This is a genomic window from Achromobacter veterisilvae (assembly GCF_900496975.1).
In the GTDB taxonomy this organism is placed as follows: Bacteria; Pseudomonadota; Gammaproteobacteria; order Burkholderiales; family Burkholderiaceae_B; genus Achromobacter; species Achromobacter veterisilvae.
Genome location: NZ_UFQC01000009.1, coordinates 164,537 through 182,532 on the forward strand (window position 1 = coordinate 164,537; position 17,996 = coordinate 182,532).

At 66.2% G+C, this 17,996-nt stretch carries 14 protein-coding genes and 1 pseudogene; 8 read left to right on the top strand and 7 right to left on the bottom strand.

Annotated features, from left to right (window positions below):
* The first annotated feature begins 216 nt into the window (after window positions 1–216).
* The 4 genes from AVE30378_RS10520 to AVE30378_RS10535 all read left to right on the top strand — a co-directional run bounded on the left by AVE30378_RS10520 (window position 217) and on the right by AVE30378_RS10535 (window position 4,592).
* Complete coding sequence (locus tag AVE30378_RS10520) at window positions 217–1,716, top strand: AMP nucleosidase (protein ID WP_422393612.1); 1,500 nt, start codon at window positions 217–219, stop codon at window positions 1,714–1,716.
* Between the two features lie 219 nt (window positions 1,717–1,935).
* Window positions 1,936–3,423, top strand: a complete 1,488-nt coding sequence (locus AVE30378_RS10525) for an amino acid permease (RefSeq protein WP_165360148.1) — start codon at window positions 1,936–1,938, stop codon at window positions 3,421–3,423.
* 37 nt (window positions 3,424–3,460) lie between these two features.
* Complete coding sequence (locus AVE30378_RS10530; RefSeq protein ID WP_165360145.1) at window positions 3,461–4,141, top strand: S1 family peptidase; 681 nt, start codon at window positions 3,461–3,463, stop codon at window positions 4,139–4,141.
* Entirely contained in the window at window positions 4,134–4,592 is a 459-nt protein-coding gene (locus tag AVE30378_RS10535) for a hypothetical protein (RefSeq protein WP_129240799.1), read from the top strand. The genes AVE30378_RS10530 and AVE30378_RS10535 overlap by 8 nt, the downstream gene beginning before the upstream one ends.
* Window positions 4,593–4,711: 119 nt before the next feature.
* Here the strand turns inward: AVE30378_RS10535 and AVE30378_RS10540 are convergent, their stop codons facing one another.
* The 4 genes from AVE30378_RS10540 to AVE30378_RS10555 all read right to left on the bottom strand — a co-directional run bounded on the left by AVE30378_RS10540 (window position 4,712) and on the right by AVE30378_RS10555 (window position 8,307).
* A complete protein-coding gene (locus tag AVE30378_RS10540; RefSeq protein ID WP_129240800.1) occupies window positions 4,712–6,277 on the bottom strand; it encodes a Fic family protein in 1,566 nt (521 codons plus the stop codon).
* A 304-nt stretch (window positions 6,278–6,581) separates the two neighbouring features.
* Window positions 6,582–6,995 carry a type II toxin-antitoxin system VapC family toxin gene (locus tag AVE30378_RS10545; RefSeq protein ID WP_129240801.1) on the bottom strand — a complete coding sequence of 138 codons (414 nt, stop codon included), beginning with the start codon at window positions 6,993–6,995 and terminating at the stop codon, window positions 6,582–6,584.
* Window positions 6,992–7,243, bottom strand: a complete 252-nt coding sequence (locus tag AVE30378_RS10550) for a type II toxin-antitoxin system Phd/YefM family antitoxin (RefSeq protein WP_129240802.1) — start codon at window positions 7,241–7,243, stop codon at window positions 6,992–6,994. Before AVE30378_RS10550 ends, AVE30378_RS10545 begins: the two co-directional genes overlap by 4 nt.
* 134 nt (window positions 7,244–7,377) lie before the next feature.
* Complete coding sequence (locus AVE30378_RS10555; RefSeq protein WP_129240803.1) at window positions 7,378–8,307, bottom strand: YicC/YloC family endoribonuclease; 930 nt, start codon at window positions 8,305–8,307, stop codon at window positions 7,378–7,380.
* 184 nt (window positions 8,308–8,491) lie between these two features.
* On the opposite strand from AVE30378_RS10555, the gene rph reads away from it, so the two are divergent.
* Window positions 8,492–9,226 (top strand): ribonuclease PH, encoded by a 735-nt coding sequence (gene rph, locus AVE30378_RS10560; RefSeq protein ID WP_129240804.1) that lies wholly within the window; start codon window positions 8,492–8,494, stop codon window positions 9,224–9,226.
* A 361-nt stretch (window positions 9,227–9,587) separates the two neighbouring features.
* Here the strand turns inward: rph and AVE30378_RS10565 are convergent, their stop codons facing one another.
* Both AVE30378_RS10565 and AVE30378_RS10570 read right to left on the bottom strand, forming a co-directional pair.
* A complete protein-coding gene (locus AVE30378_RS10565; RefSeq protein WP_129240805.1) occupies window positions 9,588–10,970 on the bottom strand; it encodes an MmgE/PrpD family protein in 1,383 nt (460 codons plus the stop codon).
* 14 nt (window positions 10,971–10,984) lie between these two features.
* Entirely contained in the window at window positions 10,985–12,145 is a 1,161-nt protein-coding gene (locus tag AVE30378_RS10570) for an acyl-CoA dehydrogenase family protein (RefSeq protein WP_129240806.1), read from the bottom strand.
* A 227-nt stretch (window positions 12,146–12,372) separates the two neighbouring features.
* Between AVE30378_RS10570 and AVE30378_RS10575 the strand changes: the two are divergent.
* Window positions 12,373–13,806 (top strand): annotated as a pseudogene (locus AVE30378_RS10575) (methyl-accepting chemotaxis protein); the annotation flags it as partial.
* Between the two features lie 150 nt (window positions 13,807–13,956).
* Here AVE30378_RS10575 and AVE30378_RS10580 read toward each other — a convergent pair.
* Window positions 13,957–15,810: a GGDEF domain-containing protein gene (locus AVE30378_RS10580; RefSeq protein WP_425265780.1), complete on the bottom strand. Its 1,854-nt coding sequence runs from the start codon at window positions 15,808–15,810 to the stop codon at window positions 13,957–13,959.
* Between the two features lie 204 nt (window positions 15,811–16,014).
* Between AVE30378_RS10580 and rdgB the strand changes: the two genes are divergently transcribed.
* On the top strand, window positions 16,015–16,638 hold the full coding sequence (gene rdgB / locus AVE30378_RS10585; RefSeq protein WP_165360146.1) for an RdgB/HAM1 family non-canonical purine NTP pyrophosphatase: 624 nt from the start codon (window positions 16,015–16,017) through the stop codon (window positions 16,636–16,638).
* A 40-nt stretch (window positions 16,639–16,678) separates the two neighbouring features.
* Window positions 16,679–17,902 (top strand): radical SAM family heme chaperone HemW, encoded by a 1,224-nt coding sequence (hemW, locus tag AVE30378_RS10590; RefSeq protein WP_129240808.1) that lies wholly within the window; start codon window positions 16,679–16,681, stop codon window positions 17,900–17,902.
* Window positions 17,903–17,996 lie beyond the last annotated feature (94 nt).

The following is a 17,996-nucleotide window of genomic DNA, read 5'->3' on the forward strand; positions in this document are numbered from 1 at the left end:
ATTTGTAGTGCAATGCAGCATTCTTGCCCGTCGCCATCGCGGAACGCCGCCGCTCCCGAAGCGGCCGCTGCGGGCGGGGCGAAACCGGCGCACGGGCGCCGGAATGTGACGCTTCTTCCGCCGCCGGGTCGGGCATAATCGGCGGGAACGGCCCCTCCGGCATGGCAAGCCGGGAACGGCCGCTGAAACACGCATAAGAAAGCGGAGCAAAGCTCGATGATGAACGCAGTACACCCGTTGTCCTCCATGAACCGGCCCGATCCCATGCCCTTCGCGCCTTTCCAGGACGCCGTGTCGGCGGTGGATCGGCTGATCGAAATCTACGCGCGCAACACCGCTTTCCTGCGCGCCGCCTTCCGCGACGTCCTGAAAGGCGCCAGCAACGGCCGCGAGCGGGCCCGCGCCTATTACCCGGCCATCCGCATCGTCGTGGAAACCTACGACCCGATCGATACTCGGCTTTCCTACGGCCACGTGGCCGAGCCCGGCATCTACCAGACCACCGTCACGCAGCCGGCGCTGTTTCGCGATTATCTGATCGAGCAGGTGAGCCAGTTGCTGCAGAACCACCGCGTGGCGGTGGAAGTGGGCGAGTCCGATTCGCCGATCCCCCTGCATTTCGCCTTTCCCGAAGGCGCGTACGTCGAAGGCGAACACCTGGAGGCGCTCAAGCGCCCCTTGCGCGACCTGTTCGACGTGCCGGACCTGGCGGTGACGGACGACGCCATCGTGAACGGGTCCTGGCGCGGCAAAGAAGGCGAGCCCAAGCCGCTGGCGCCGTTCACCGCCCAGCGCGTCGATTATTCGCTGCACCGCCTGCAGCACTACACGTCGACCGCGCCGGCGCACTTCCAGAACTTCGTCCTGTTCACCAATTACCAGTTCTATGTGGACGAATTCTGCGCGCGCGCCCGCGCCCTGATGGCCAGCGGCAACGAAGACTACGAGATGCTGGTCGAGCCGGGCAACCGGATCACGCGGCGCGGCGAAAGCGGTCCGGGCGACGAGGACCAGGCGGTCCGCCTGCCGCAGATGCCGGCCTACCACCTGGTGCGCGGCGACCACTCCGGCATCACGCTCGTGAACATCGGCGTGGGTCCGTCCAACGCCAAGACGATCACCGACCACATCGCCGTGCTGCGGCCGCATGCCTGGCTGATGCTGGGCCATTGCGCCGGCCTGCGCGATTCGCAGCGGCTGGGCGACTACGTGCTGGCGCACGGCTACGTGCGGGAAGACCACGTGCTGGACGACGATCTGCCCACCTGGGTGCCGGTGCCCGCGCTGGCCGAAGTGCAGGTGGCGCTGGAGCAGGCGGTGGAAGAGGTGGCGGGGCTGTCGGGCTGGGACCTGAAGCGCATCATGCGCACGGGCACGGTCGCCACCATCGACAACCGCAACTGGGAACTGCGCGACCACCTGGAGCTGGTGGAGCGCTTCGCGCAATCCCGGGCGATCGCGCTGGACATGGAGTCCGCCACCATCGCCGCCAACGGCTTCCGTTTCCGGGTGCCCTACGGCACCTTGCTGTGCGTGTCGGACAAGCCCCTGCACGGCGAATTGAAGCTGCCCGGCATGGCCAGCGCCTTCTACCGGCGCCAGGTCAACCAGCATCTGGAAATCGGCATCCGGGCGCTGGAGCGCCTGCGCGGCATGCCGCCGGAACGGCTGCATTCGCGCAAGCTGCGCACCTTCATGGAGACGGCCTTCCAGTAGGCTGGCGTCGGGGCCGGTTGATCCGTCCCCCAGGTGCCCGGATTTCGCCTGTCAGGGCCTCTTGCGCTATTCTCGCCGGTTGCTTGGAAATCCCAAGGCACCCGGCGCGCAACGCGCCCGTGCCTTCATGACCTGAAGGAATGCATTTTGGCACCATCGGAACACGATGAACGCCGCGCCGGCGGCACGCGCGGGGCGGAGGCCGGCCGGCCGTCCGAACTGCGCCGCACCCTGTCCGCGCGGCACCTGACCATGATCGCGGTGGGCGGCTCCATCGGCACCGGGCTGTTCGTGGCTTCCGGCGCGACCATCGCCAAAGCCGGCCCGGGCGGCGCGTTGCTGGGCTACGTGCTGATCGGCATCATGGTCTATTTCCTGATGACCAGCCTGGGCGAACTCGCCGCGGCCATGCCGGTGTCCGGATCCTTTTCCACCTACGGCGCCCGCTACGTCGAGGACGGCTTCGGCTTCGCGCTGGGCTGGAACTATTGGTACAACTGGGCGGTGACGGTGGCGGTGGACCTGGTGGCCGCGCAGCTCGTCATGGCGTACTGGTTCCCCGACGTGCCGGGGTTCTACTGGAGCGCACTGTTCCTGGCGGTCACCTTCGGGCTGAACGCGATGTCGGCGCGCGGCTTCGGCGAGGCGGAATTCTGGTTCGCGCTGATCAAGGTGGTCGCGGTGCTGGGTTTCGTGGCCATGGGCGTGATGATGCTGCTGGGCATCATCCGCGGCGGGGAAGCCGGCGGCCTGGCCAACTGGACGGTGGGCGACGCGCCTTTCGCGGGCGGCTTCGCCGCGCTGATCGGCGTGGCGATGGTGGTGGGCTTTTCGTTCCAGGGCACCGAACTCATCGGCATCGCCGCGGGCGAATCCAAGGACCCGGCCCGCAACCTGCCGCGCGCGGTGCGGCAGGTGTTCTGGCGCATCCTGCTGTTCTACGTGATGGCGATCCTGGTGATCGGCCTGCTGATTCCCTATACCGATCCGCACCTGCTGCGCAACGAGGTCGAGGACATCAGCGTCAGCCCGTTCGCCCTGATCTTCGAACGCGCGGGCCTGCTGGGGGCGGCTTCGGTCATGAACGCGGTGGTGCTGACCTCCGTGCTGTCGGCGGGCAACTCGGGCATGTACGCGGCCACGCGCATGCTCTACAGCCTGGCCCGCGATGGCAAGGCGCCGCGCATCTTCGGCCGCATTTCGCGCAACGGCGTGCCGCTGTGGGCGCTGCTGGCCACGACCGCAGTGGCGGCCCTGTGCTTCTTCACCTTCGTTTTCAGCCCCAACGCCGTCTACATCTGGCTGCTCAACACGTCCGGGATGACGGGCTTCATCGCGTGGCTGGGCATCGCGATCAGCCACTACCGGTTCCGCCGCGGCTACCTCAAGCAGGGCCACAACCTGGCCGATCTGCCCTATGTGTCGCCGTTCTTCCCGTTCGGCCCGATCTTCGCCTTCGTGCTGTGCCTGGTCATCACGCTGGGCCAGAACTACCAGGCTTTCCTGCAGGACAGGATCGATTGGGGAGGCGCGGTGGCGACCTATATCGGCATTCCGCTGTTCCTGCTGATCTGGGCGGGCTACCGGCTGGCGCGCGGCTCGCGCTTCGTGAGCTACCGCGACATGCGCTTCCCCGATGCGCGGGCGCGCAGCCAATACCTGGACTCGGCGCTGCGCGGCGAACCCGCGGCGGGCGAGGCGCGCTGAGCGAGGGCTGTTGGGAAACGTCAGGGAAGGAGGGGAAATGTTCAGAGGGATTGCAAAACGCCACGGTGGCGGTTGTGTCATGCTTGCCCGTCGGATCGATGACAAGACGATCGGCATGCTGGGCACGGCATTTCTTTGCCACGAAAAGGGGTATCTGCTGACCGCCGCACATACGTTTTCCTTGACGGACGAGCTGGGCTTCGTGATGCCGGCGCCAGTGGATCAGTTCAATCGCAGCGTGTTGGAAAGCTGCACGTTCTCGCCGGTCACGGTTGCCCAGTTCGATGCTGCGAACGACGTCGCCTTGCTCAAGATGGAAGTCGCGGTGGGGGTAAGGGTTCCGCCCGATGGTTTTGGCTCCGATGACCTGGCGCCCGTAGGGGCCAGTGTTTGTTATCTCGGATTTCCGCATGTCCAAAATGGTCAGCACGCGTTGAAGGTGTCGGGAACAATTCTAGGTTCGAAAGTGCTTGCTTCCAATGGCTCCAGGCAGCTCCTTCTTGATTCGATGGCAGAGGCAGGGAGCAGCGGGGGGCCGCTGATCGATCTGGCAAGTAACCGAATCATCGGCATCATCAGTCGGCGCTTTAGCCCGACTGGTACCGGTGCATCAATACGCATTGGCAATCACGCACTGGGTACTGAAAGCATGATTTCGTATGCCACTGCCGTGAGCCATGCGCTGGCATTGCTTACAGCGGAGGGGCTCCATGTTTGACTTCCAGTACGACGCGGGAGCGTTTCGAGAAATCGTCGACGAGTTGGTCCCCGGATATCAGCGGTCTATCATTCTTTCCGCACTTGAGTCCGCGGCGGACAGCGATAAGGATTTTGATGCGATCGGCCTTGGCCTTACCGGAGAGCAAGTCGATGCCGGTCTTATGCTCCTGACAGGAACTGGCTCAAGGGAAAATCGTCAGAGCATGTGGGGTGCGATCAAAGCGGAATTATTCGATCTTTTTTGCACTGCGTCCAAGAAGTACTCCAATGAGCGCAAGGACGGGATCGCAACGATCAAGCATGTGGTGTTGATCATTGCTACAGCAGTGGCTGCACAATTCCACGTGGCTGTCGGTGTGGTCGTTGGCGCTGTAACGGTCGCAGTAATGGGGGCTCTCAAGATCACAAGAAATGCGTGGTGCGAGGTCAATCGCCCAGCAAAACAGTGAAGCCAAGCGCGACATATTCCGCTCTTGCATGTATTTCTGCATCAACGGCTTTAGCAAGGCTTGGGCGCAAATAGTTGGGGCGGCCGCACAGGCGGGGCCGGCGGCTGCAATTGAGCAGATCAGCCGGGCCGCGGCAAGGGGTGCAGTGCCTGCTGTCGAGTCAATTGCGCGACAAAGCTCGCGAACGGTTCAATCTCGCCGTAGGAGCTTGCGCGCTCCAACGCCTGCATGTAGGCCTGCCGCTGTTGTACGGGGATGACGGTCCAGACGTAGCCGCCGGTGGCGAGCAGGGCATTCATCAGGAATCGGGCCAGCCGGCCGTTGCCGTCCATGTAGGGGTGGATGAAGACGAACAGGAAATGCCCAAGAATGGCCCGGACGGCCGGATGCGATTCGTTTTCGATAAGTTCGAACAGCACGGGCATGCATTCGCGCACCGCTTCCTTGGCAAGGGGGACGTGCAAAGCGCCGCGAATGAATACCTGGTTATTGCGCCATCCAGCAAGATCCGAAGGCTTGAGCAGGCCGGCTTGCACGCTGGGGCTGAAGAGCGCCAGGTACCAAGCGCCCAGCGCTTCGCGCAGGCCTTGAGGGCGGGCCTGATTCGCCTGCTGTTGCAGTGTCCGGGATATGAAGTCCTTGACGAGTTTGTAGGCCTCGAAATATCCCTTGGCCGCCATGGCGTCGCGTTGTTGACGATCCGAGCCTTCCGGATCCCAGGCGCCGTTGCGGACCTTCTCGATCAAGTCCGCCGTGACGTGGTAGCCCTCGATGGACAGCGAGTGATAGGCGTCCGCCACGTAGCGTGCTTCGATGTCCTTGATAATCCGGGCCTGATCGGTGGGCAAGGGTGCAGGGGCAGGGAAAGCGGCGATCACGGATTCACGCATGGCCGCCCAATTCAGGCGCAGGCGTTGCACATGGGGCGAGACGGGACGGTCCGCGATCAGTGGCGCTGGCGGCGCATCGAACGGCGAGGCCTCTTGAACCGTGTAGCCGGCCCCGCGCAGGGTATCAGCAATGTTGTTCGCGAAATCGGCCCGGCCCACCGCTCGAAACGCGCCCGCCAGCCGTCCGCCGATGACGGAGTGGGAACCGTCGAGTAGCCGCAGCAGCAGTGGCGAGGTGTCGTCGAACATCCCCAGCGCGATGCGCGCGGCCAATGGCTGTTGCACGAAGAATGCGGAAGACACGGCAACGAGCGCATCCGTGAGAGTCACGAGACGGATACCTTGATTCTCCGCGTGGGGCTCGGCAGGCAGCAGCCCGGGCGCGCGATAGATGAACAAGGAACAACCGTGGGGCAACTGCACCAACTGGTTATTGCCCGAGATGGACCAGACCTGTAGCTGCCGGGGAAGGGTGCGCTCGCCTGAACGCAGCAACAGGGAGGTCTCGGGCCCGAGGTGCCAATTCTCCCCGAAACGGGAGTCACAATAGCCGGCGACGAAGTCGCGCATCCCGGCGAACCATGCGGCGGTGCTGCCTTCGACGCTAACGGTGGAGAGGTCCGGCCGGGCGGGTAGATACCAGCCTTTGATGACCTCCTGTAGGTATCCTGCCTTGCTCAGACGCTCCCGATGGGTCCGCGACAAGGCGGAGCCTCGAACGACGCGCTGGCCGCTGTCCTGGATAGCTTTGAGCTGTTCGAGGGATGCGGCAAGTTTTTCGTTGGAAGTCGCCATGGTTCGAGGGTTACACTAATTTTAAGTTTTATCATTTCACTATTATTATGCTGTGTAACTACACTAGTTTTACGACTTGTTTGTACACTAATTTTCTGTTGTCCACCCAAAATGGGCGGCTTTCCTCTACAGCAAACTGAGAAACGGGAGAGGTCTATCCTCCGCTTCGGGTTACCTGTTTCGACGAGATTTTGTAAAGGGCGGCCGAATCGTTACGCTCGGCTTTTGCTGGGATTGCCGTTATCGTCCTTGGCCAAGCGCGTCCGCAGATACAGCGGCATGAGGTCAGCGCGGTGGTATCGACTCAGACTGCCCAGGGATTGATGACATCTAGGCCCGGATGTTGGAAATCCCGTTCGTTGCGCGTGACCAGTGTCAGTCCGTGCGCGAGGGCCGTGGCCGCCAGCAAACTGTCGATGGCCGGCAACGCGCGCCCGGCTTGAGCCACCAAGCGTCCCCAGCAATCCGCGACGGGTTCGTCGATGGCCAGCACGCGGCCGCTGAAGAACCGGGGAAGCTCGACTTCCAGCCAGTCCAGATAACTGCGTTTTCGTTCGCCCTCCGGCATCAGTTCGATGCCTTTGCGAAGCTCGCCCATCGTCAGTGCGGATAGGAATAGTGTTGTGGCGGGGCGCTGCTCCAACCACCTGACCACGTTGCCGTCCGGTTGCTTTCGACGCAACTCCGATAGGACATTGGTATCCACGAGATAGCTCAAAGTCCTTCCTCGCGCGTCGGGCTGTCGTCACGGGGAAAGGCGAGGTCTTCATCTCCGGCCAGCGGAGAGCGGCGCATGAAGGCGACCAGAGATTCTCCCGAGCCTGAAAGTTTGTCGAAGTCCGCCCGAGAGAGCACGACAGCCACAGAACGGCCGTGCACGGTGATTTCCTGCGGACCTTGGGTTCCGGCCGCCTTGACGACTTCGGACAAGCGGGCTTTGGCTTCTTGCATTTGCCAGGCGTGCATGTTGCTTCTCCCAATTCTGACCAGAATAGTCAGATTTTACGAGATAGCCTTGGCGGTGGCAATGGGATGAACGACGCAGGCCTGGCTGGGGGATAAAAAAAGCAAGAGCCTGGCTTTTCGAGAAGGCTCAGGCACTACTCAATATTCTGTGCCTGCTCCCGCATCTGTTCGATCAGCAGCTTCAAATCCATGGCGGCGCGGGTGACGTCCATGCTGCCGGCCTTGGAGCCCAGGGTGTTGGCCTCGCGGTTCATTTCCTGGAACAGGAAGTCCAGGCGCTTGCCCGCGCTGCCGGCCTGCTTTTTGCCCGATGGCTTGCCGCCGCCGTCGGTGAGCAGGTGGCGCAGTTCTTCCAGGTGCGAGCGCAGGCGCGACAGTTCTTCCGCCACGTCGATGCGCAGCGCGAACAGGTTCGCTTCCTGCGACAGCCGTTCCGAAAGCTCGGCGCCGGAGATGTGGGTGAAGCCGCCGGGAAAGGCGGATTCGACGCTTTCGCGCAGCTTGGCCGCCAATTTGTCGCGATGGTCGGCCAGCAGTTGTGGCAGGTGGGTTTGCACCGTGTCGACGATGCGCGCCACGCCGTCGGCGCATTCGCGCATCATGCCGGCCAGGCGCTCGCCTTCGCGCGCGCGGCCTTCCTGGAGCTGGGTCAGCGCCTGCTGGGCGGCCTGCATGCAGGCCGCGCCCCAGGCCTGCGGATCCAGCGCGTCGTTGGCGCGCTGGCCGGGCCAGTTGAACAGTTCGACCAGGCGGGGCGGGGCGATGTCGGGCACGATGCGGCGGGCGGCCTGTAGTTGCTCGGCCAGGCTTTCCAGCCAGGCGGGGTCCAGCTTGGACAGGTCGGTGCTGGCGTTGCGCGTGTAGGAAACGCGGATTTCGACCTTGCCGCGCCCGAGGTTGGCGGTCAGGAGTTCGCGCAGCGGCGTTTCGACGTGGCGCAATTCGTCGGGCAAGCGGAAGTACAGATCGAGGAACCGGCTGTTGACGCTGCGCAATTCGAGCGCCAGCGTGCCTTGTTCCAGGTCTGCTCGGGCGTTGCCGAAGGCGGTCATGCTGCGAATCATGATGTGCGTGTCCTGGTGATGCTTGTATTGGGGACCGGTGGCGCCGATGCCCGCCATCCCGCGCGTGCTGGGACGGGCGGGGGCGCTGAACCGGATATATCGCGGCAGGATACTCCAAGCGGCGGTTTCCTGTGGCGGCAGCCCGTACAATGCGGCCAATCGAAGCCCTGTCTGGAGCCTGCCTGTGACCATTGCCCCTTCCATCGCCCGTCCTTCGGGCCGCGCCGTCGACGAATTGCGGCCGTTCAGCCTCGAACGCGGATTTACGCGCTACGCCGAAGGTTCGGTGCTGGTGAAGGCCGGCAATACCCACGTGCTGTGCACGGCCAGCGTACTGGAAAAGGTACCGCCTTTCCTGAAGGGCAAGGGGGAAGGCTGGGTAACCGCTGAATACGGCATGTTGCCGCGGGCCACGCACACGCGCGGCGACCGCGAGGCGGCGCGCGGCAAGCAAAGCGGCCGCACGCAGGAGATCCAGCGCCTGATCGGACGCAGCCTGCGCGCGGTGTTCGATATGAAGGCGCTGGGCGAGCGCACCCTGCACCTGGATTGCGACGTGCTGCAGGCCGACGGCGGGACGCGCTGCGCCAGCATCACCGGCGCCTGGGTGGCGGCCGCCGACGCGGTGGCCCTGCTGATGAAGCGCGGCGATCTCGCCGCCAATCCGATCCGCGACGCGGTGGCCGCCGTGTCGGTCGGCCTGGTGGAAGGCCGCGCGGTGCTGGACCTGGACTACCAGGAGGATTCAGCCTGCGACGCCGACGTGAACGTCATCATGACGGGCAGCGGCGCTTTCGTCGAAGTGCAGGGCACGGGCGAAGGCGCGACCTTCACCCGCGCCGAACTGGATACGATGTTGGTGCTGGCCGAAGGCGGCATCACCGGCCTGGTGCGCGCGCAGAGAGCGGCGCTGGCCTGACATCGCGCATAGCATCCTTGTCGGTGTCTGACACCCGTATGCGTTGATCTTCGGATTGCCGCGTCGCTTCCCGGGTGTCTGACATGTCCATGTGCGTGGGTGTCAGACACCCGGGAGGCTCTGCTTCAGGCCGTAAGAACGTCTCGTACGGGTGTCTGACACTGATCTGAAGAGCGTCCTTTTCGGTGTCTGACACCCGTATGCGTTGATCTTCGGATTGCCGCGTCGCTTCCCGGGTGTCTGACACGTCCATGTGCGTGGGTGTCAGACACCCGGGAGGCTCTGCTTCGGGCCGTAAGAACGTCTCGTACGGGTGTCTGACACTGATCTGGCATCGGCCGTGCACACATCCGCAGCCGCGTCAGCCTGCTTTCCTGGGCAGCAGCGCGTCCACCTTGTCCATGCTTTCCAGGTTCCAGATCGCGTCGATCAGGCCGCGCAGTTCCGGTTCGGTGGCGGCGCCGGCGTAGCGGCCGAGGCTGAGCGTCTTGTCCTCGATTTCGGCGCGGCTCAAGGTGTTGCCGGGGTCGCCCTTGGGCTCGTCCACGCGGCTGTGCAGCTTGCGGCCGTCGCGGGTGTAGACGGTGACCTTGCCGATCCAGCGTTGCGGATAGGCGCCGTCGACTTCCGGATCCAGTTCCATTTCGACCTTGCCGCGGAAAGCGGTGACGCCGGGGTCGTCCAGGCCGGCGTCGAATTCGGCCAGGCCCGCGCGGCCCTGGCGGGCGATCAGGGCCAGGACGGTGCCCATCGAGAACTTGGACTGGTGCACGGTCTGGGGATTGACGACGGGGCCGAGCACGTCGATGGCGCCCTGGTGGACGTGGGCGACGACGCGTTCGATGTCGGCCTCGGCCAGGTTGTTGTCGCGCAGCGCCTGCTGCAGCGCGTCCGCGGCCGGGTGGGTGTGGCGGCAGGACGCGTGGAATTTGAACGAGGTTTCGGCCAGCGCCCAGCGCTCGCCCAGGCGGTCGCAGAGGCGGCTGGGGTCGGCGTCGGTGGACATGCCGGCGGCCATGCCTTGCGGGCCTTCCAGGATGTGGCGCGCGCCGGTGAAGCCGTCTTGCGCCAGGTAGGCGGCGGTGATGCCGTCGGCGGCGGCCTTGGCCGTGTGCAGTTGCTTGGAGTCGGCGGCGTCGCGCAGGAATTCCCACAGGCCCGCGGCCTGGGTGCCGGCGGAGCCCAGCGCGTTCAGCATCGCTTCGGGAGACAGGTTGAGCAGGCGGCCGGTGGTGACGGCGGCGGCCAGGGTGCCGGCGGTGCCGGTAGTATGGAAGATCTTGTAGTGCGAGCGGCCCAGGAATTCGCCCACGCGGATGCCCACTTCATAGCCGGCGACGGCGGCGACCAGCAGGTCGCGGCCGGAGCGGCCCAGCGCCTGCGCCACGGCCAGCGCGGGCGGGAACACGACCGCGGCGGGGTGGAACACGGAACCGTTGTGCACGTCGTCCTGTTCGACCACGTGGGCGGCCGCCGCGTTCACCATGGCGGCGAACAGCGGCGTGGTGCGGCGGCGGGTGATCAGGACTTCGCTGGCGCCGTCGGCCGGGCCCATGGCGGCGGCGTAGCGGTCGATGGCCTGCACGGCGCGCGCCGAGGCGCCCGCCAGGATGGAGGCCAGGCAGTCCAGCAGCAGGTCTTCGGCGCGGCGAAGGACCGGCGCGGGGATGTCTTCGTAGCGCAGGTTGGCGGCAAAGGCCGCGAGTTCGGCGCTCAGGTGGGGGGTGTCTTTGGCTGCGGTCATGGATGGCTGGCGGCTCAGAAGGAACGGGGCAGGCCCAGGATGTGTTCGGCGACGTAGGACAGGATCAGGTTCGTCGAGATGGGCGCGACCTGGTAGAGGCGGGTTTCGCGGAACTTGCGCTCGACGTCGTATTCGTTGGCGAAGCCGAAGCCGCCGTGGAATTGCAGGCAGGCGTTGGCCGCTTCCCAGGAGGCGTCGGCCGCCAGCAGCTTGGCCATGTTGGCCTGCGCGCCGCAGGGTTGGTGCGCGTCGAACAGGCGGCAGGCTTCATAGCGCATCAGGCTGGCCGCTTCCACGTTGATGTGGGCGCGCGCGATGGGGAACTGCACGCCCTGGTTCTGGCCGATGGGGCGGCCGAACACCATGCGTTCCTTGGCGTAGGCGGTGACCTTGTCCACGAACCAGTAGCCGTCGCCGATGCATTCGGCGGCGATCAGGGTGCGTTCGGCGTTCAGGCCGTCCAGGATGTACTTGAAACCCTTGCCTTCTTCGCCGATCAGGTTCTCTTCGGGGATTTCGAGGTTGTCGAAGAAGAGTTCGTTGGTCTCGTGGTTGACCATGTTCGGGATGGGCCGGATGGTCATGCCGTGCTTCACGGCGTGATGCAGGTCCACCAGGAAGATCGACATGCCTTCCGACTTGCGGGTGACCTGCTCCAGCGGGGTGGTGCGGGCCAGCAGGATCATCAGGTCCGAGTGCTGCACTCGCGAGATCCAGACCTTCTGGCCGTTGATGACGTAGCGGTCGTCGCGCTTGACCGCGGTGGTCTTGATCTTGGTGGTGTCGGTGCCGGTGGTGGGTTCGGTGACGCCCATCGATTGCAGGCGCAGTTCGCCGGCGGCGATGCGCGGCAGGTATTCGCGCTTCTGGGCTTCCGAACCATGGCGCAGCAGCGTGCCCATGTTGTACATCTGGCCGTGGCAGGCGCCGGAGTTGCCGCCGCTGCGGTTGATTTCCTCCATGATGACCGACGCTTCGGTCAGGCCCAGGCCGGAGCCGCCGTATTCCTGCGGGATCAGGGCCGCCAGCCAGCCCGCTTCGGTCAGCGCGCGGACGAACGCTTCGGGGTAGCCGCGTTCTTCGTCGACCTTGCGGAAATATTCGGAGGGGAATTGGGCGCAGAGATCGCGCACGGCTTCGCGGATGTCCTGGTAGGCGTGGGAGGCGTTGGTCATGAGACTGTTTCTGGATGAGGAAGGGTTCGGTACAGGGTTGAATGTGCCGCAAGGCGCCGTCCGTGCCAATTCACAATTGGTTAATACGGGGTTCCTGTTCGCAAAAGCGCGGTTTGATGACGGGAGTTTGTCAGCTCCGCCGCGGGGTTGTGTCAAGAAATTGCCAAACTGGGTGTCCATAATTCCGCCGAGGCCGCCGCGGGCGGCGAGGTAACACACGGACGGATATGCGGAAAAACATCAGGGTCACGACGGCGTTGTCGGCCATTCTTGCGTTGTTTGTGTTGCTGTTCGCCGCCGCGGCGGCAGCCGGCATCGCCGTATTGCGCGACAACCGCGCGGCGATCGAGGCGCTGGGCCGGGGCAGCATCGAACGGGCCAGCGATCTGGCGGACATGACGAGCCGGCTGTTCCAGGCCCGCGCCGCGCTGACGGACGCCAAGACGGCGATGGAAGGCGGGCTGGAAGAGGCGCGCGACGCGTCGCTGGCGCATGCCGACACGCTGCTCAAGCAGGCCGCGGCCAGCCTGGCGCGCCTGCGCGCCAACCCGGACGCCAGCGCGCGGGGCGCGCCCCTGTTCGGCGAGGTGCTGGCCGCCCACGCCGCTTTCGCGGACAGGACGCTGGCGCCCATGCTGGCGGCCATCAAGGGCTGGAACGGGATCGAGGTCAACCGGCTGGCCGACAAGGTGCTGCCGGGCAGCGGCGCGGGCTACGTCAAGCAGGCGGACGCCTACCAGGCCTACGCGCGGGAACAGGGGCAGGCCGCGGTGGCCGGCGCCAGCCTCATGCTGGAACGCGTGATCGCGGTGGCGGCCGGCGTGCTGGCGGCGGTGCTGCTCCTGGCCGTGGCGATCCGGCTGGCGTTCCGCCGCGGCATCCTGCGTCCGCTGAACGAGGCCGGCGCGCACTTCGACCGCATCGCGGACGGCGACCTGACGGGCGCCATCGCCCTGCGCGGCGACAACGAGATCGGCGTGCTGTATTCCGCCATGCGGCGCATGCAGACCGGCCTGTCGGCTGCGGTGGCGTCGGTGCGGCGCGGGGTGGAGGAAATCCATACCGGCTCCGGCGAGATCGCCGCCGGCGGCGCCGATATGTCGGACCGCAGCGCCCGCCAGGCCGGTTCGCTGCAAGAGGCCGCCGCCAATCTGATGCAGCTCGCGCATACCGTGCAGTTGACGGCCGGCAACGCCGACCAGGCCAACCGGCAGGCGCTGGGCGCCACGCAACTGGCGCAGCGCGGCGGGCAGGCCGTCGAGGAGGTGGTGCAGAGCATGCGGGACATCGCCGACAGCGCGCGCCGCATCGGCGAGATCGTCGGGGTGGTGGACAGCATCGCCTTCCAGACCAATATCCTGGCGTTGAACGCCGCCGTGGAAGCGGCGCGGGCGGGCGAGCAGGGCAAGGGCTTTGCGGTGGTGGCGGGCGAGGTGCGCTCGCTGGCCCAGCGCAGCGCGCAGGCGGCCAGGGAGATCAAGGGCCTGATCGAAGACTCCGCCGCGCGGGTGGAGGCCGGCGTGCGGCAGGTCGGCCTGGCCGGCGACACCATGCGCGACATGGTCGTGTCGGTGGACCGCGTGACGCAGATCGTGGCCGAGATTTCCAGCGCCACGGCGGAACAGGCGGCCGGCATCGCCTCGGTGAACGACGCGGTGGCCGACATCGAGCGGTCCACGCAGGAGAACGCCGCCATGGTGGAGCAGACTGCGGCGGCCGCCGCGGCCCTGGAGGCCCAGGCGCAGGGCCTGCGCCGGGCGGTGGCGGTGTTCCGGATCGCCGCGCCGGGCCAGGCCGGCGCGGGGCAGGCTTTAGCTGTCGAACCGCGGCAGCGGGGCGCCGGCGTAGCGCTCGGTCACCAGCGACAGGTTCCCGTGCTTGACCTTGTGCTTGACGTGGGCGGCGGCCGAGGCGATGTCCTCCGGGCGGATGCGCTCGCATAGCGAGGGCGTGACGGTGAGGGCGCCCACCCCCAGCGTCACGAACGGGAAGAAGCGGGGCACGCCGTAGCGGTCTTCGGCTTCGATGCCGCCGTTGCGGCGGCCTTCGTCGTCATACAGGTCCATGGCGCGCTCGTTGAATTCCGCGATGATGCGGCGGGCGCGCTCCATCCAGTCGGGGCTGCGCAGCAGCACCACGAAATCGTCTCCGCCGACGTGGCCGACGAAGTCCCGCTGCGGATCGCAGTGGCGCTTGATGACTTCCGCGGTCAGCCTGATCATGTCGTCGCCGCGCCAATAGCCGTAGACGTCGTTGAAGGGCTTGAAATTGTTCAGGTCGCCGTAGCAGACCGTGAAGTCGTCCGCGTCCTCCAGCAGCGTGGCGATGTGCCGGCTGATGGGGATGTTGCCGGGCAGCGAGGTCAGCGGATTGGCGTAGCGCGCCGCCTCGATGCGCATTTCCGTCACCGAGCGCACCAGCGTTTCGCCGGTGGCCAGGCCGTCGTAGCGGCCGTCGCGGGTGATGATCAGGCCGTCCATCAGGTAGCGCTGGTCTTCGGAGATCAGCACGTGGCTTAGCTGGTCGATGGATACGTTCAGGTCCACCAGCACCGGTTCGGCGTTCATGAAGGTCGAGCACGCGTCGCGGCCGAACAGCTCGCGGGTATAGCGCTGCGCGTAGTGTTCCAGGAAGTCGCGCCGGTTGACGATGCCCACCGGCCGGTTGTCGGCATCCACGACCGCCACGGCATGCATGTTCTTGTTCTCGATGAAGAGCCGGTGCACGTCGTCGTTGGTGTGTTCGGGCAGCAGGGCGGCCGGCGCCTCGACGCGCAGGCTGGCGGCGGTGCCGCCGACGGCGCGCTGCGGTTGGGATGCCGGCGTCCGCACGCGCAGCGAGTCGCGCAGGGGCGGGGCCAGTTCGGTCAGCAGCATTTCTTCCGGCCGGCCCAGGAACCAGCCCTGGGCGTAGCGGATGTCCAGGTCGCGCACCACGGCCAGGTCCTCGGCGGTCTCGATGCCTTCGGCCACGACCGCGGTGCCCAGATGCTGCGCCACCTTCAGGATGGCGCGCACCATGTTCTGCTTGCGCTCGTCCTGCCCGATGCCGTCGAAGAAATAGCGGTCGATCTTGACCAGGTCCGGCTGCATCTCGGACCACAACTGGAGGTTGGAATTGCCCACGCCATAGTCGTCCAGCGCCACGCGCATGCCGGACTCGCGCAGGCAGGCGAAGGCGTCGGCCAGTTCGGCCATGTGTTCGGACAGCGGGTCCTGCTCGGTCAGTTCGACGATGATGCTGGACGGCGCGAGCGCGCAATCCTTCAGCAGGCGCCGGGGCATTTCCTCGCCCCACAGGGTCCAGTAATGAAGCAGCGCCGAACCGGACAGGTTCAGGAACAGCATGCCGGCGGCGTCGTGCCTCTGGAAGCCCTGGGCGCCGGCGCGGAAGCTGGCCAGTTCCAGTTGGGGATGCAGGCCCTGGCGCCGGGCTTCCGCGAACAGCGCGTCGGGAAAATGCAGCGCCGTGTCGTCGGGCCCCCGGATCAGGCTTTCGTGGCCGTAGACGCGGCTGTGGGACAGGTCAACGACGGGTTGGAAGCGCGGGCGCAGCAGCCGTTCGCGCAGTATCCCGGCGAGGTTCACGTGCGCGGGCGCGCACTTCCGGTTGGAGGAGAGAGCGCGGGCCGCAGCCGGCCGGGGCAAAGCGTGAATAGGGTCCATCGCCGGTGCGTTCAGATACGATCAGTGACAAGTTGGCCATATTGACAACAAAATATGTCTGCGTTGTTGCGCCGACGACTGGCGCGCCATCTTCCGGCGTCGACATACGCCTGTCAACAGCGATTTCGATCTTGCCCATCCGCCCCGCAGGGGTATTGCGCGCGCCGGCGGCGCGCGCAGGCCGCGGCCTATACAATTTGCCCCATGACTGCTCCCAAGATTCCCGAATCCCTGCGCCGCGTCGTGCTGGCGTCCAACAACGCCGGCAAGCTGCGCGAATTTTCCGCCCTGTTCGCGCCCCTGGGCATCGAACTGGTCCCGCAAGGCGAGCTGGGCGTGCCCGAGGCCGAAGAGCCCCACGTCACCTTTGTCGAAAATGCGCTGGCCAAGGCCCGCCATGCCAGCCGCCTGACCGGCCTGCCGGCCCTGGCGGACGATTCGGGGCTATGCGTGGCCGCGCTGGACGGCGGGCCGGGCGTGTACTCCGCGCGCTACGCCAAGATGCACGGCGGCGAAAAGTCCGACCAGGCCAACAATGCGCTGCTGGTGCGCAAGCTGGAGGGCGTGGCGGACCGCGGCGCCTGGTACGTGGCGGTGCTGGCCCTGGTGCGTTCGGAGAACGATCCCCGGCCGCTCATCGGCGAAGGCCTGTGGCACGGCGAGATCATCGACCAGCCCGAAGGCGCCAACGGCTTTGGCTACGATCCGCATTTCTACCTGCCCGACCTGGCGCTCACCGCCGCCAGCCTCGACCCGGAGGAAAAGAACCGGCTCAGCCACCGCGCCCGCGCGCTGCGCGAATTGCTCGGCAAGCTGAGCCAGGCTTGAGGCCGCGCGCCGCGCGCGGCGCCCGGTCCAGGAACCACGCATGTCCATCATCATTCCCATCCGCAACGACATGGGCGCGTCGCCGTCGCGCCCGAAGCCGCCGTCCGGCGCCGCGCTCACCAGCCTGCCGCCGCTGTCGATCTACGTGCACGTGCCCTGGTGCGTGCGCAAATGCCCGTATTGCGACTTCAATTCGCATGCGGCGCCAGGGGGCGAGATCCCCGAACGCGCCTACCTGGACGCGCTGCGCAGCGACCTGGAGCAGGCGCTGCCGTCCATCTGGGGGCGCCAGGTGGTGTCGGTCTTCCTTGGCGGCGGCACGCCCAGCCTGCTGTCTTCGGCCGGGCTCGACGAGCTGCTGGCCATGCTGCGCGCCTATCTGAACCTCTGGCCCGACGCCGAGATCACCATGGAGGCCAATCCGGGCACCGCGGAAGCCGGCCGCTTCCGGGACTACGCCGCCAGCGGCGTCACGCGGTTTTCGCTGGGCATCCAGAGTTTCGACGACGCCCAGCTCAAGAAGCTGGGGCGCATCCATGATGCCGCGCAGGCCAGGGCGGCCATTGAAATGGCGCAGCGCGCCGCGCCGCGGGTGAACCTGGACATGATGTTCGCCTTGCCCGGCCAGACGCTGGAGGCCTGTCTGACCGATTTGCGGCAGGCGGTGGCGTTCGGCACCGAACACCTGTCGCTCTATCACCTGACGATGGAGCCCAACACCGTGTTCGCGAAGTTCCCGCCCGAGGACCTGCCCGACGACGACACCAGCGCGGCCATGCAGGACGCGGTGGAGGCGGAACTCGCGGCCGCCGGCCTGGCCCGTTACGAAGTGTCGGCCTATGCCAGGCCGGGCGCCCGCTGCCGGCACAACCTGAACTACTGGGAATTCGGCGACTACCTGGGCATCGGCCCGGGCGCCCACGGCAAGCTGTCCTTCCATGATCGGATCGTGCGCGAAGCCCGGCTGCGCGGCCCGGATTCCTGGATGCAGGCCGCGATGGCCCGGGACGGCAGCCATATCGCGGAAAGCCGGCAGGTCGGGCCGGACGAACTGCCGTTCGAATTCATGCTGAACGCGCTGCGCCTGAAGGACGGAGTGGCCGCTACGAGCTTCGGCGAGCGCACCGGCCTGTCGCTTGCCGTCATCGCGCACCAATTGGAGGCAGCCTCGGAACGGGGCCTGCTGGACGCCGATCCCACCCGCCTGCGGGCGACGCCGCTGGGCTGGCGGTTCCTCAATGACCTCCAGGAAATGTTCCTGTAGCGTTCAGGCACCACAGTGGGGCATTCGTGCCCCATAATGTGCACCATAGTGGTGCCTTGTTTTCCCCTGACCGTGCCGCCACTCCCCGGGAATC